This window comes from Pseudomonas sp. 09C 129 (assembly GCF_002843625.1).
GTDB classification, from domain to species: Bacteria; Pseudomonadota; Gammaproteobacteria; order Pseudomonadales; family Pseudomonadaceae; genus Aquipseudomonas; species Aquipseudomonas chlororaphis.
In genome coordinates, this window is sequence record NZ_CP025261.1 from 3,789,914 (window position 1) to 3,803,625 (window position 13,712).

The window sequence follows — 13,712 nt, forward strand, 5'->3', positions numbered from 1 at the left end:
ACAGAGGACGGGGATTACTTGGGGTAGCCGGCGCGTTTCATTTCGCGCTCGGTGGTCTGCTGCGCGGCGGCCAGGGCCTGGTCGACCGTGGTCTGGCCGATCAGCGCGGCGGAGAACAGCTTGCCGACCTGGGTGCCGATGGCCTGGAACTCGGGGATGGTCACCAGCTGGATACCGATGTAGGGCACCGGCTTGAGGGTCGGCCTGGTCGGGTCGGCGACTTTCAGCGATTCCAGGGTCACCCTGGCGAACGGCGCGGCTTGCATATAGGCCTCGCTGTAGGTGGAGGCACGGGTACCCGGCGGTACGTTGGCGATGCCGTCTTTCTCGGCGACCAGGGCCCCGTATTCCTTGGACGTGGCCCAGGTGGCGAAGGTTTGCGCGGCGTCCTTGGCCTTGGAACTGGTGGGGATCGCCAGCGCCCAGGAGTACATCCAGGCGCTGCCCTTGTCAGTCACCTGCTGCGGCGCGTAGGTAAAGCCGACGTGTTCGCTGACCTTGCTCTGCGCCTTGTCGGTGACGAAGGAGCCGGCGACGCTGGCGTCGACCCAGATCGCGCACTTGCCGCTGTTGAACAGCGCCAGGTTCTCGTTGAAACCGTTGCTGGAGGCGCCGGGCGGGCCGGCCTTTTTCATGGTGTCGACGTAGAAGGCCAGGGCGTTTTTCCATTCCGGCCCGGTGAATTCCGGCTGCCACTGCTCATTGAACCAGCGCGCGCCGAAGCCATTGGCCAGGGTGGTGATCAGGGCCATGTTCTCGCCCCAGCCGGCCTTGCCGCGCAGGCAGATGCCGTACTGTTCCTGCTCGGGTTTGTTGAGCTTGCCGGCGAACTCGCCGATCTGCTCCCAGGTCGGGTGTTCGGGCATGACCAGGCCGGCGTCCTTGAACAGGTCGGTGCGGTAGTAGGTCATCGAGCTTTCGGCGTAGAACGGCAGGGCGTACAGCGTGCCCTTGGCCGACAGGCCTTCGCGGACCGAGGGGAAGATGTCCAGCAGGTCATAGGCGGCGGGCAGGTCCTGCATCGGTTGCAGCCAGCCCTTGGCGCCCCAGAGTGCGGCTTCGTACATGCCGATGGTCAGCACGTCGAATTGCCCGCCCTGGGTGGCGATGTCGGTGGTCAGGCGCTGGCGCAGCACGTTCTCTTCGAGCACCACCCAGTTCAGCTTGATGTCCGGGTGCTCGCTCTCGAAGGCTTTCGAGAGTTTCTGCATGCGGATCATGTCGCTGTTGTTGACGGTGGCGATGGTCACGGTCTGGGCGCCGAGGCTGACGCCGCTTAAGGTCATGCAAGTGGTGACGAGCAGGGCTTTGATGCAGGGTTTCATCGTGCACTCCTCTTCCGGGCCCGGTGGGCGGCAGAAGGACGGTTATTGTTGTTGTGTCTTCCGGATGCTGGGAAGAATGTGGGCTGATTACAGCCCTCAACGACCGCGCTGACAAATCATCCCTGACACTTGAATCGATACTTTTTTGCACTGCGATGAAATCCTCCGCTCGGCGCAAGCCGCCATGGGCCAAGGATTCGCCCGTTCGGGCCGGGTAAAGCAGGGGAGATTGCGTATTGGTTTTTTTACCGTGGCGGCCTGGACCGGAGAACGGCGAGAAGGTGCCGATGACAGTGGCGAAGCCCCGGTCGACCGGGGCTTCGCACTGAGGGGAGGGGTCAGAAGCTATAGGTGGCCGACATGATCGCCGCGCGCGCGTCGCCGTATTCGATGGCCGAGGAGCGTGTCGTCGAGCCGCTCTGCTGGCGCACCCGCTCCACATAGTCCTTGTCGAACAGGTTGTTGACGTTCAGCTGCAGGTCGAGGTTGTGGTTGACCTTGTAGCCGAGCATGGCGTTGTGCACCCAGTAGGCATCCAGCTTGGCGCGGGTGCTGGAGCTGACGTTGCGCTCGCTGACATAACGAGTGCCGTAACCCAGGGTCCAGCCGGCCGGCAGTTCATAGGTGGTCCACAGGTTGAGCGAGCGCGGCGGCGTGTTGCCCAGGGCCTGGCCCTTGCGCGCGATGCCCGAGGCGGTGTTCGCCGCGTTGAGGATCTCACTGTCGAGGAAGGTGTAGTTGGCGAACACATCCCACTGCTCGCTGACATGCCCGGTGACGCCGACTTCCACACCTTGCACCCGCTGCTTGCCGGCCAGTTGGGTCGAACCGTCGGCCATGGTTTCCCGGGCGTTGCTCTTCTCTACGCGAAACAGTGCGGCGTCCAGCTCCAGGCGCTTGTCCAGCAGCTCCCACTTGGTGCCCAGTTCCCAGGTCTCGTTCTTCTCCGGCGCCAGGTCCTGGTTGCCCTTGCTCAAGCCGCCGCCGGTGGAGGCCAGGTTCTCGGCGGAAGGGTTGAAGGAATTGCCCCAGGCGGCATAGATGCGCCCGTTCTCGGTCGGCTTGAACACCAGCCCGGTGCGCGCGCTGGCCTTGTTCGTGTCCGAGGCCAGGCTGTCGCTCTTCACATGGCTGGCCGAGTATTTGTCGACATCGCCCTTGATCTTGTCGTAGCGCAGGCCGAGGTTGAGGTCCCAGCGCTCGCTCAGGGCGATGTTATCGAACAGGTAGTACGCCTGGCCCTTGAGGGTGGTTTCGGTATAGCCGCTGGTAGCCTTGTTGACCGGGCCGTTCCAGCGCCCGGGCGGGCTGCCAAGGGCGTAGCCGTTGCGCGGATACAGGGCCGTGCTCAGGCCATGGTTGTAGGTCTTCAGGTCGAGGGTTTCCCGCGACAGTTCCAGGCCCGCCACCAGGTCGTGGCGCATGCCGGCGAATTCGAAGTCGCCGATCAGGTTGCTCTGGTTGATCCACATCTCGGTGGTGGCGTCGCGCCCGTAGGCCTGGGGCCCGGCCGGGCGGTAGCGGCCCGCCGGCAGGCCACTGGTGTTGACATGGGACGCCGAGACGACGGTGTCGCGCGCGGTGCGGCTGTAGCGCGTGAGGTTCTGCAGGCGCAGGTGGTCGTTGAAGTCATGCTCGAAGTCGGCGGTGAAGGCGTTCTGTTCGATCTCTTCCTTGTCGAGGTTCTTCCAGCCGAAATAGGCATCGCGCTTGACCCCGGCCAGCTTCTTGCCGTCCAGCGCCGGCACGCCATAGTCCGGCAGGTTGTCGTCGCTCTGGTGGAAGGCGCTGAGGGTCAGCCGAGTGGCGTCGCTGAAGCCCAGGCGCAACGAGGGCGCGATGCCCCAGCGCTCGCGGTCGATTTTCTCGCGGCCGGGCACATCGTTCTGATGGCCCATCAGGTTGATCCGCACCGCGCTGTCCTGGCCGACACCTTCCAGCGGCTGGTTGCTGTCCAGCGTCAGGCGGTAGTAATTGTCGCTGCCGAGGCTGCCGCCGAGGCGGGTGAAGGCCTGGTTCTTGGGCTGTTTGCTGACCACGTTGATGCTGCCGCCGGTGGTGCCGGCGCCGCCGAACACCGAGTTGGGGCCCTTGATGACCTCCACCTGCTCGACGTTGAAGGTGTCGGAACGGTTGGTCTGCGCGCTGTCGCGCAGGCCGTCGATCTGCATGTTGCTGTTGGCCGAGAAGCCGCGGATGTTGATGCTGTCCCCCGAGCCGCCACCGCCTTCGCCGGCATTGAAGGTGATGCCGGACACGTTCGACAGCACCTGGCGCAGGCTCAGCGCCTGCTGTTCCTGGATCAGCTTGGGTGGCACCACGGTGATGGTCTGCGGGGTGTCCAGCAGCGGCGCCACGTACTTGGCGGAGGCCGAGCGTTCGGTGCGGGAACCGGGTTGCTCGGCCTCGACCTTGATGTTGTCCAGTTGCAGGGATTTCTGCCGTTCGCCGGCTTCGGCCGCGCCGGCGCAGGAGGCCAGGGCAAGGCCCAGGGTAGAGGCCAGCAGGCGATGTTGTGGCAAGGCAGATGGGGCTTTCGTTTGCATAAGAAACGCTCTCTTTTTTGGTGAGAGTGAATCCTATTTGAGATTGATTGCTAAGAACGGCTGCGAGGGGGCTACTTGCGGCTATCCCGCGAAATTTAGGACATTTCTCGGTGGAACCCAGTAAAAGTCACCACTGGGTATCGGACGTATGCTGCACTTAAGATAAAAGCCCGCTGGCTTTTTAGTGGTCACTGCCTAAGATGACCGGCCATTTCTTTATGCAGGAAGCCGTTCAGCGCGATGTCGGAAAAAGACACCATCTCCATGCAACTGGTGCGCGAAGCGCTGCTGCAAAGCTGCGCCCCGGGTGCCGCCAGCGATGAAGTGCTGCTCAAGGCGGGTATCGATCCGGCCCGGCTGGACGTCAGCGCCGCCCGCGTGCCCGCGCTGGCCTATGCCCGGCTGTGGCGCCTGCTGGCCCGGCGCACGGACGACGAGTTTTTCGGCATGGACCCGCGCAAGCTCAAATCCGGCAGCCTGGAGTTTCTCTGTCGCACCGCCATGGCCCGGCAGAATCTGGCCGCGGGCCTGGAATCCGGGCTGGCGTTCCTGTCGCTGATGCTCGAACGGCTGCCGGCCCAACTGGTGCGCCAGCAGAGCCTGGCGGAGATCGTCCTGCTGGAGGATGAGCAGGCGCCGCGCCGCGCCTTCACCTATTTCACCTACTGGATGATCGTCCACGGCGTGGCTTGCTGGCTGGCCGGGCGACGCATCCCGATCCTGGCCATCGAGCTGCGCTGCGCGGAACCGGATTTCTGCGACGACTACCAGGTGATGTTCTCGCAGAACCTGCGGTTCGACCGGCCGCGCACGCGGATGATCATTGCCGCCGACTGCCTGGATTTGCCGATCAAGCGCAGTGACGAAGAGCTCAAGCGCTTCCTGGCCCAGGCGCCGGCCAACATCCTGGTCAAATACCGCGACCCAGAGAGCCTGGCCAGCCGCATCAAGCACGACCTGCGCCAGCTGCCCGCGGCCCAGTGGCCCGAAACCGAGAGCCTGGCCCACAGCCTGTGCATGTCGGCCTCGACCCTGCGCCGCCGTTTGGCGGAAGAAGGGCAGACCTACCAGGGCCTCAAGGACGGGGTGCGCAAGGAACTGGCGATCGCCTGGCTGGCCGAGCCGCAGATCAGCTTCACGGAAATCGCCAGCCGCCTGGGCTTCGCCGACGCCAGCTCGTTCTACAAGGCCTTTCGCAAATGGTCCGGCTCCAACCCCGGGCATTACCGTAGCCTGATCCTCAACGAGCCGACCTGAGCGCCTCCCTGCAGCCGCTGGCGCAGCCTGCGATCAACCGGAACGGTCGCAAAGGCGTGCAGCGCGGTGTCTCTGATGCACCGCGTCAAGGCTGATAGCGAGTCCTGCGGCCTCGATCGCAGCCTGCGGCAGCGGCTACGGGGAACCTGGGTAGCCGCTGTCGAGCAGCGCGAGGCTGCGATCGGCAACGCAGTTGCCGCAAAACCTGAGCTTGCGGTGCGTCAGGCAGAGCGCGTCGCCCGGCTTGCGACCGCTGCGCGGTCGGTCGCAGCCTCGCAGGCTCGGCAGCGGCTACAGGGGCTTGATCGCCATGGGGTTCTTGGCCAAACCAGTCACGCAACTTGAAAGCTTTGACCATTGTCCCGCCCGGGCCGTGGCGCCAGTATTTGCCCGATGTCTTTGTGGTTCCCATTGGTTCCCATCCTAATAAGAACAGCGAGGGATTCTGGCAATGCGCGATTACCTGTCTGCCACGGCACACTTCAATTATCAGCACACCGTCGACGCGGCCCTGCAGGGCTCCTTGTCGGCCCTCAATGCCTGCGTCGAATGCTGTGACCGGCACGCCTTGCCGGGGCGCATCGCGCTGTTCTGGGAGGGCCGCGATGGCAGCAGCGCGACCTACACCTTCAGCGAGTTGCAGGACCAGGCCGCGCGTTTCGCCAACTTCCTGCTGGCCCAGGGCGTGGACCAGGGCGACAAGGTCGCCGGCCTGCTGCCGCGCAACGTCGAACTGTTGATCGCGGTACTCGCCACCTGGCGCATCGGCGCGGTCTACCAGCCGCTGTTCACCGCCTTCGGCCCCAAGGCCATCGAACACCGCCTGAACAGCTCCGGGGCCAAAGTGGTGGTGACCGACGCGGTCAACCGGCCAAAGCTCAATGAGGTGGCCGACTGCCCGACCATCGTCACGGTCGCGGGCGCCAAGGGCCAGGGCATCGTCCGCGGCGACTTCAGTTTCTGGGCCGAACTGGCCCATTACCCGGCGCAGTGCGAACCCGTGCTGCTGACCGGCGAAGACCCGTTCCTGCTGATGTTCACCTCCGGCACCACCGGCCCCTCCAAAGCCCTGTACGTACCGCTCAAGGCCATCGTCGCGTTCCAGAGCTACACCCGCGACGCCGTCGACCTGCGCCCCGAAGACGCATTCTGGAACGTCGCCGACCCGGGCTGGGCCTACGGCATCTATTTCGGCGTCACCGGCCCGCTGGGCCTGGGCCACCCGATCACCTTCTACGATGGGCCCTTCACCCTGGAAAGCACTTGCCGGGTGATCAACAAGTACGGGATCAGCAACCTCACCGGTTCACCGACCGCGTATCGCCTGCTGATCGCCGGCGGCGACGAGTTCGCCCGCTCGATCAAGGGCAAGCTGCGCATCGTCAGCAGCGCCGGCGAGCCGTTGAACCCGGAGGTGATCCGCTGGTTCGCCGACAACCTTGGCGTGGTGATCCACGACCATTACGGCCAGACCGAGCTGGGCATGGTCCTGTGCAACCACCATGGCCTGGAGCACCCGGTGCATGTCGGCGCGGCCGGTTTCGCCTCGCCCGGCCACCGCATCGTGGTGCTCGACGAGCAGCACCAGGAACTGTCGGTCGGCCAGCCGGGGATCCTCGCCATCGACCGCAGCCAGTCGCCGATGTGCTGGTTCAACGGCTACCACGGCGTGGTGACCAAGGCCTTCGTCGGCAACTACTACCTCAGCGGCGACACCGTGGAGTTGAACCCGGACGGCAGCATCAGCTTCGTCGGGCGCAGCGACGACGTGATCACCACCTCCGGTTACCGGGTCGGTCCGTTCGATGTCGAGAGCGCGCTGATCGAGCACCCGGCGGTGGTCGAGGCGGCGGTGATCGGCAAGCCCGATCCGGAGCGCACCGAGCTGGTCAAGGCCTTCGTCGTGCTCAGCCCGCAGTACCGCGCCGCGCCGGAGCTGGCCGAAGAACTGCGCCAGCATGTGCGCAAGCGCCTGGCCGCGCACGCGTACCCCCGTGAAATCGAATTTGTCAGCGAATTGCCGAAAACCCCAAGCGGCAAGTTGCAGCGCTTCATCCTGCGCAACCAGGAAATCGCCAAGGCTCAAGAGGCCGCGGCGCACAAGGCTTCGGCCTGAATTACCCAGGAACTCATGATGCACATCGAAAACAAGGTTTTTCTCGTCAGCGGCGGCGCTTCCGGTCTCGGCGCGGCCACCGCGCAGATGCTGGTCAAGGCCGGCGCCCAGGTGATGCTGGTGGATCTCAACGCCGAGGCTGTCGCGGCCCAGGCGCGCCAGCTCGGTTGCCAGAGCACGGTCGCCGATATCACCGACGAAGCGGCCGCCGAAGCGGCGGTGCAGGCCACGCTCAAGGCGTTCGGCGGCTTGCACGGGCTGGTCAACTGCGCCGGCGTCGTGCGCGGCGAGAAGATCCTCGGCAAGCACGGCCCCCATGCCCTGGCCAGCTTCAGCCAGGTGATCAACGTCAACCTGATCGGCAGCTTCAACCTGATGCGCCTGGCCGCGGCGGCCATTGCCGAAGGCGAACCGAACGCCGACGGCGAGCGCGGGGTGATCATCAACACCGCCTCGGCGGCGGCCTTCGACGGACAGATCGGCCAGGCCGCCTATGCCGCCTCCAAGGGCGCCATCGCCAGCCTGACCCTGCCGGCCGCCCGCGAGCTGGCGCGCTTCGGCATCCGGGTGATGACCATCGCCCCGGGCATTTTCGAAACCCCGATGATGGCCGGCATGAGCGACGAAGTCCGCGCGTCCCTGGCCGCCGGCGTGCCGTTCCCGCCACGCCTGGGCAAGCCGGACGAGTACGCCGCGCTGGTCGGGCATATCATTAGCAACAGCATGCTCAATGGCGAGGTGATCCGTCTCGACGGCGCCTTGCGCATGGCAGCCAAGTAAAGAGGATTGATCATGAACCAGGATCCGATCGTTATCGTCAGCGCCGTCCGCACCCCCATGGGCGGCTTCCAGGGCGAACTGAAAAGCCTGACCGCGCCGCAGCTCGGCGCCGCCGCTATCCGTGCCGCCGTCGAGCGTGCCGGGGTGGCCAGCGACAGCGTCGATGAAGTGCTGTTCGGCTGTGTGCTGCCGGCCGGTCTCGGCCAGGCGCCGGCCCGTCAGGCGGCGCTGGGCGCCGGGCTGGACAAGGCCACCCGCTGCACCACCCTGAACAAGATGTGCGGCTCCGGCATGGCCGCGACCATCGCCGCCCACGACATGCTGTTGGCCGGCAGCGCCGAGGTGGTGATCGCCGGCGGCATGGAAAGCATGTCCAACGCGCCTTACCTGCTGGACCGTGCCCGCAGCGGCTACCGCATGGGCCACGGGCGGGTGCTCGACCATATGTTCCTCGACGGCCTCGAAGACGCCTACGACAAGGGCCGGCTGATGGGCACCTTCGCCGAAGACTGCGCCCAGGATAACGGCTTCAGCCGCGAAGCCCAGGACGCCTTCGCCGTGGCCTCGCTGACCCGCGCCCAGCAGGCGATCAAGGACGGCAGCTTCAAGGCGGAAATCGTGCCGCTGCAGGTCACCGTCGGCAAGGAACAGCAGACCATCAGCGACGACGAACAGCCGCCCAAGGCCAGGCTGGACAAGATCGCCGCGCTGAAACCGGCGTTCCGCGACGGCGGCACCGTCACCGCGGCCAACTCCAGCTCGATCTCCGACGGCGCCGCGGCCCTGGTGCTGATGCGCCGTTCCGAGGCGGAGAAACGTGGCCTCAAGCCCCTGGCGGTGATCCACGGTCACGCGGCGTTCGCCGATACCCCGGGGCTGTTCCCTGTAGCCCCAGTCGGCGCGATCAAGAAGCTGATGAAGAAGACCGGCTGGTCGCTGGACCAGGTCGAGCTGTTCGAAATCAACGAAGCCTTTGCCGTGGTCAGCCTGGTTACCATGCAGAAGCTGGAAATCCCCCACGACAAGGTCAACGTCCACGGCGGCGCCTGTGCCCTGGGCCATCCGATCGGTGCGTCCGGCGCGCGAATCCTCGTGACTCTGCTCTCGGCCCTGCGCCAGCAAGGCCTGAAACGCGGCGTCGCGGCCATCTGCATCGGTGGCGGCGAAGCCACGGCCATGGCCGTCGAATGCCTGTATTAAGGAATCAGCATGCTGCCTAATGACGAACAACAGCAGATCAGCGACGCGGCCCGGCAGTTCGCCCAGGAACGCCTCAAACCGTTCGCCGCCGAATGGGACCGCGAGCATCGCTTCCCCCGCGAGGCCATCGGCGAGATGGCCGGGCTGGGCTTCTTCGGCATGCTGGTGCCGGAGCAGTGGGGCGGTTGCGACACCGGTTACCTGGCCTATGCCATGGCCCTGGAAGAGATCGCCGCCGGCGACGGCGCCTGCTCGACCATCATGAGCGTGCACAACTCGGTGGGGTGCGTGCCGATCCTCAAGTTCGGCAACGACGAGCAGAAGGAGCGTTTCCTCAAGCCCCTGGCCAGCGGCGCCATGCTCGGCGCCTTCGCCCTGACCGAACCCCAGGCCGGCTCCGACGCCAGCAGCCTGAAAACCCGCGCGCGGCGGGAGGGCGAGCATTACGTGCTCAATGGCTGCAAGCAGTTCATCACCTCCGGGCAGAACGCCGGGGTGGTGATCGTGTTCGCGGTGACCGACCCGGCGGCCGGCAAGCGCGGCATCAGCGCCTTTATCGTGCCCACCGACTCGCCGGGCTACAGCGTCGCGCGGGTGGAAGACAAGCTCGGCCAGCACGCCTCCGACACCTGCCAGATTCTCTTCGAGGACGTGAAGGTGCCGCTGGCCAACCGCCTGGGCGAGGAGGGCGAGGGCTACAAGATCGCCCTGGCCAACCTCGAAGGCGGTCGCGTGGGCATCGCTTCGCAATCGGTGGGCATGGCCCGCGCGGCTTTCGAGGCCGCCCGTGACTACGCCCGCGAACGGCAGAGCTTCGGCAAGCCGATCATCGAGCATCAGGCGGTGGCTTTCCGCCTGGCGGACATGGCCACCCAGATCGCCGTGGCGCGGCAGATGGTGCACTACGCCGCGGCCTTGCGCGACAGCGGCAAGCCGGCGCTGGTGGAGGCGTCGATGGCCAAGCTGTTCGCCTCGGAAATGGCCGAGAAGGTCTGTTCCGCCGCCTTGCAAACCCTGGGCGGCTATGGCTACTTGAACGACTTTCCGCTGGAGCGCATCTACCGCGATGTGCGGGTCTGCCAGATCTACGAAGGCACCAGCGACATTCAGCGCATGGTCATTTCGCGCAACCTCTGACTTTTAGCAGGAGCTGATCCATGAGTTACGAAACCATTCTGTTGGAGATCAAGGACCGCGTCGGCCTGATCACCCTCAATCGCCCGCAGGCGCTGAACGCCCTCAACGCGCAGATCGTCAGCGAAGTGAACCAGGCCCTGGACAGCCTGGAAGCCAATCCTCAGATCGGCTGCATCGTCCTCACCGGCTCGAAGAAGGCCTTCGCCGCCGGCGCCGACATCAAGGAAATGGCCGAGCTGACCTACCCGCAGATCTACATGGACGACCTGTTCAGCGACAGCGACCGGGTGGCCAACCGGCGCAAGCCGATCATCGCCGCGGTCAACGGTTTTGCCCTGGGCGGCGGCTGTGAACTGGCGCTGATGTGCGACTTTATCCTGGCCGGCGACAACGCCAAGTTCGGCCAGCCGGAAATCAACCTCGGCGTGCTGCCGGGCATGGGCGGCACCCAGCGCCTGACCCGCGCCGTGGGCAAGGCCAAGGCCATGGAAATGTGCCTGACCGGGCGTTTCATCGATGCGGTGGAAGCCGAGCGTTGTGGCATCGTCGCGCGCATCGTGCCGGCCGATGAGCTGTTGGACGAGGCGTTGAAAGTCGCGGCGCTGATCGCCGGCAAATCGCTGCCGGTGAGCATGATGATCAAGGAAAGCGTGAACCGCGCCTTCGAAGTCAGCCTCTCGGAAGGCGTGCGTTTCGAGCGCCGGGTGTTCCATGCGGCCTTCGCCACCGAGGACCAGAAGGAAGGCATGGCGGCGTTCATCGCCAAGCGCGAGGCGCAGTTCAAGGACAAATAGTCCGGGTTGTCGCTCGCCATGAAAAATCGCAGCCTTGGCTGCGATTTTTTTTGTGTGGTGTTTGTACGGAAGCTATCGCGGGTAGCGCGTGTGCCTGTAGCCGCTGGCGCAGCCTGCGATCGACCGGTACGGTCGCAAGACGGGCGACGCGGTTCAATGGATGGGCCGCGTCAGGGCTGACAGCGAGTCCTTCGGCCTCGATCGCAGGCTGCGCCAGCGGCTACATCTCGGCTTGCCCGCGAAGCTTTTGGGGTCACAACAGATAGTGCTTCAACTCCCGGGCGATCAGCATGCGCTGGATCTCGCTGGAGCCTTCGTAGATCTGGGTGATCCGCGCGTCCCGGTAGTAGCGCTCCACCGGGTAGTCCTCGAGGTAGCCGTAGCCGCCGTGGATCTGGATCGCCGAGGAGCAGACCTTCTCGGCCATTTCCGAGGCGAACAGCTTGGCCTGGGAGGCTTCCGACAGGCACGGCTGGCCGGCGCTGCGCAGGCGCGCGGCATGCAGGATCAGCAGGCGCGCGGCGTTGAGGCGGGTGTGCATGTCGGCCAGCAGGTTGGCGATGCTCTGGTGCTCGATGATCGGCTTGTCGAACTGCACCCGCTCGCGGGCGTAGGCCAGCGCCGCCTCGAACGCGGCACGGGCGATGCCCAGGGCCTGGGCGGCGATGCCGATGCGGCCGCCTTCGAGGTTGGACAGGGCGATGGCCAGGCCCTTGCCGCGCTCGCCCAGCAGGTTGGCTTCGGGGACGGTGCACTGGTTGAAGGTCACCGCGCAGGTGTCCGAGGCGCGGATGCCCATCTTGTGTTCGCTGCGGTCAACCACGAATCCCGGGGTGTCGGTGGGCACCAGGAACGCCGACAGGCCTTTCTTGCCCAGCTCGGGATCGGTCACCGCGAAGACGATGGCCAGCTTGGCGCGCCGGCCGTTGCTGACGAACTGCTTGGCGCCGTTGATCACCCACTGGCCGTCCTTGAGTTCGGCGCGGGTGCGCAGGTTGTGGGCTTCGGAGCCGGCCTGGGGTTCGGTCAGGCAGAAGCAGCCGATTGCCTGGCCGCTGGCCAGGTCCGCCAGCCAGGTCTGTTTCTGTTCCGCGCTGCCGTAGTTGAGGATCGGCCCGCAGCCCACCGAGTTGTGGATGCTCATCAGCGCACCGGTGGCGCCGTCGCCAGCGGAGATTTCTTCCACCGCCAGGGCGTAGGCCACGTAGTCGACGTAGGTGCCGCCCCATTCCTCGGGCACCACCATGCCCAGCAGGCCCAGTTCGCCCATCTTCGCCACCAGGGTGTCGTCGATCCAGCCGGCCTTTTCCCAGGCCTGGGCATGGGGGGCGATTTCACCGCGGGCGAAGTCCCGGGCCATGTCGCGGATCATCACCTGCTCTTCGCTCAATTCAATGTCGTGCATGGCTCAGCTCCGGCTGGGGTCGAAAGCGCTGAAGAAACTCGCCACATGCGCGGCGTCCAGCGCCTGCAGGGTCGGTGGGTTCCAGCGTGGGTTCTTGTCTTTGTCGATCAGCAGGGCGCGCACGCCCTCGATCAGGTCGCCGCGCTCGAACCACTGGCGGTCCAGGTGCAGCTCCAGGGCGAAACACTGTTCCAGGCTCAACTGGCGGCCGCGCCGGAGCATTTCCAAGGTCACGGCCATGGCCAGGGGCGAGCGGGTCGACAGCAGGTCGGCGGTGCTGGTGGCCCATTGATGAGTATCGCCCAGGGTCACTTCGCGCAGTTGCTGCACGATGCTCGGTACATCGGCCTGGGCAAAGAAGTGATCGATGGCCGGGCGCAGCGCCGCCAGTGGCGCGTCCGGCAGTTGCTGCACACCGAGCTTGGCCAGCAGGCCCTGCAGGTCCTTGAGCGGGGTGTCGTGCCATTGCAGGTTGTCGAGGCGCTGGTCCAGCAGGCTCAGCTTGTCGCTCTCCAGGTACCAGTCCGCCAGCCCGCAGTACAGGGCATCGGCGGCGCGAATCTGCACGCCGCTGACCCCCAGGTAGATGCCCAGCTCGCCGGGGATGCGCGACAGGAAATAACTGCCGCCGACATCCGGGAAATAACCGATGGCCACTTCCGGCATCGCCAGGCGGCTGCGCTCGGTGACCAGCCGCAGGTCGGCGCCCTGGACCAGGCCCATGCCGCCGCCGAGGACAAAACCGTCCATCAGCGCCAGCACCGGCTTGCGGTAACGGTGGATCGCCAGGTCCAGCGCGTATTCCTCGACGAAGAATTCCTCGTGCAGGGTCTGGCCGTTCTGGTAGCTGTCGTACAGGGTGCGGATATCGCCGCCGGCGCAGAAGGCCTTTTCGCCGGCGCCGCGCAGGACCACCGCGTGCACCTGCGGGTCCTGGGCCCAGGCATCGAGCTGGCGCTGCAGGGTGCGCACCATGCCGAGGGTGATGGCATTGAGGCCGGCGGGGCGGTTGAGGGTCAGGTGACCGATATGGTTGCGGACTTCGGCCAGCACGTCCTGTGGCGAGGCCTCGACCGACGTGGCGCCGGCGTCTCGCGTGGCCTGGGATGGAACCTGAGCAGTCATCACTAACTCCCTGCTTTTATTGTTCTT

The 13,712-nt window shown here is 65.7% G+C and carries 10 protein-coding genes; 6 read left to right on the forward strand and 4 right to left on the reverse strand.

The window, feature by feature from the left end; all coding sequences use genetic code 11:
* Window positions 1-14: 14 nt before the first annotated feature.
* Window positions 15-1,325, reverse strand: a complete 1,311-nt coding sequence (locus CXQ81_RS17170; RefSeq protein ID WP_101337928.1) for a sugar ABC transporter substrate-binding protein — start codon at window positions 1,323-1,325, stop codon at window positions 15-17.
* Window positions 1,326-1,663: 338 nt separating this feature from the next.
* Window positions 1,664-3,871, reverse strand: a complete 2,208-nt coding sequence (locus tag CXQ81_RS17175) for a TonB-dependent siderophore receptor (protein ID WP_101337929.1) — start codon at window positions 3,869-3,871, stop codon at window positions 1,664-1,666.
* Between the two features lie 240 nt (window positions 3,872-4,111).
* Between CXQ81_RS17175 and CXQ81_RS17180 the strand changes: the two genes are divergently transcribed.
* The 6 genes from CXQ81_RS17180 (at window position 4,112) to CXQ81_RS17210 (ending at window position 11,155) form a co-directional block, all read left to right on the forward strand.
* Window positions 4,112-5,128, forward strand: coding sequence for an AraC family transcriptional regulator (locus CXQ81_RS17180; protein ID WP_101337930.1), 1,017 nt, complete (start codon window positions 4,112-4,114; stop codon window positions 5,126-5,128).
* Window positions 5,129-5,579: 451 nt separating this feature from the next.
* A complete protein-coding gene (locus CXQ81_RS17190) occupies window positions 5,580-7,244 on the forward strand; it encodes an AMP-binding protein (protein ID WP_101337932.1) in 1,665 nt (554 codons plus the stop codon).
* 18 nt (window positions 7,245-7,262) lie between these two features.
* Window positions 7,263-8,024, forward strand: coding sequence for an SDR family NAD(P)-dependent oxidoreductase (locus tag CXQ81_RS17195; RefSeq protein WP_101337933.1), 762 nt, complete (start codon window positions 7,263-7,265; stop codon window positions 8,022-8,024).
* Between the two features lie 9 nt (window positions 8,025-8,033).
* A complete protein-coding gene (locus CXQ81_RS17200; protein ID WP_178081104.1) occupies window positions 8,034-9,224 on the forward strand; it encodes an acetyl-CoA C-acyltransferase in 1,191 nt (396 codons plus the stop codon).
* A 9-nt stretch (window positions 9,225-9,233) separates the two neighbouring features.
* Complete coding sequence (locus CXQ81_RS17205; protein WP_007925734.1) at window positions 9,234-10,361, forward strand: acyl-CoA dehydrogenase; 1,128 nt, start codon at window positions 9,234-9,236, stop codon at window positions 10,359-10,361.
* 20 nt (window positions 10,362-10,381) lie between these two features.
* On the forward strand, window positions 10,382-11,155 hold the full coding sequence (locus CXQ81_RS17210) for an enoyl-CoA hydratase (protein ID WP_101337935.1): 774 nt from the start codon (window positions 10,382-10,384) through the stop codon (window positions 11,153-11,155).
* A gap of 253 nt (window positions 11,156-11,408) precedes the next feature.
* Here the strand turns inward: CXQ81_RS17210 and CXQ81_RS17215 are convergent, their stop codons facing one another.
* Both CXQ81_RS17215 and CXQ81_RS17220 read right to left on the reverse strand, forming a co-directional pair.
* Window positions 11,409-12,560 (reverse strand): acyl-CoA dehydrogenase family protein, encoded by a 1,152-nt coding sequence (locus CXQ81_RS17215; protein WP_101337936.1) that lies wholly within the window; start codon window positions 12,558-12,560, stop codon window positions 11,409-11,411.
* Between the two features lie 3 nt (window positions 12,561-12,563).
* Entirely contained in the window at window positions 12,564-13,685 is a 1,122-nt protein-coding gene (locus CXQ81_RS17220) for an enoyl-CoA hydratase/isomerase family protein (protein ID WP_101337937.1), read from the reverse strand.
* Between the last annotated feature and the right edge of the window lie 27 nt (window positions 13,686-13,712).

Coding starts and splice junctions, on each gene's coding strand:
- CXQ81_RS17220 (WP_101337937.1), bottom strand. CDS start 13,685: ATGACTGCTCAGGTTCCATCCCAGGCCACGCGAGACGCCGGCGCCACG.
- CXQ81_RS17205 (WP_007925734.1), top strand. CDS start 9,234: ATGCTGCCTAATGACGAACAACAGCAGATCAGCGACGCGGCCCGGCAG.
- CXQ81_RS17175 (WP_101337929.1), bottom strand. CDS start 3,871: ATGCAAACGAAAGCCCCATCTGCCTTGCCACAACATCGCCTGCTGGCC.
- CXQ81_RS17210 (WP_101337935.1), top strand. CDS start 10,382: ATGAGTTACGAAACCATTCTGTTGGAGATCAAGGACCGCGTCGGCCTG.
- CXQ81_RS17170 (WP_101337928.1), bottom strand. CDS start 1,325: ATGAAACCCTGCATCAAAGCCCTGCTCGTCACCACTTGCATGACCTTA.
- CXQ81_RS17195 (WP_101337933.1), top strand. CDS start 7,263: ATGCACATCGAAAACAAGGTTTTTCTCGTCAGCGGCGGCGCTTCCGGT.
- CXQ81_RS17215 (WP_101337936.1), bottom strand. CDS start 12,560: ATGCACGACATTGAATTGAGCGAAGAGCAGGTGATGATCCGCGACATG.
- CXQ81_RS17180 (WP_101337930.1), top strand. CDS start 4,112: ATGTCGGAAAAAGACACCATCTCCATGCAACTGGTGCGCGAAGCGCTG.
- CXQ81_RS17190 (WP_101337932.1), top strand. CDS start 5,580: ATGCGCGATTACCTGTCTGCCACGGCACACTTCAATTATCAGCACACC.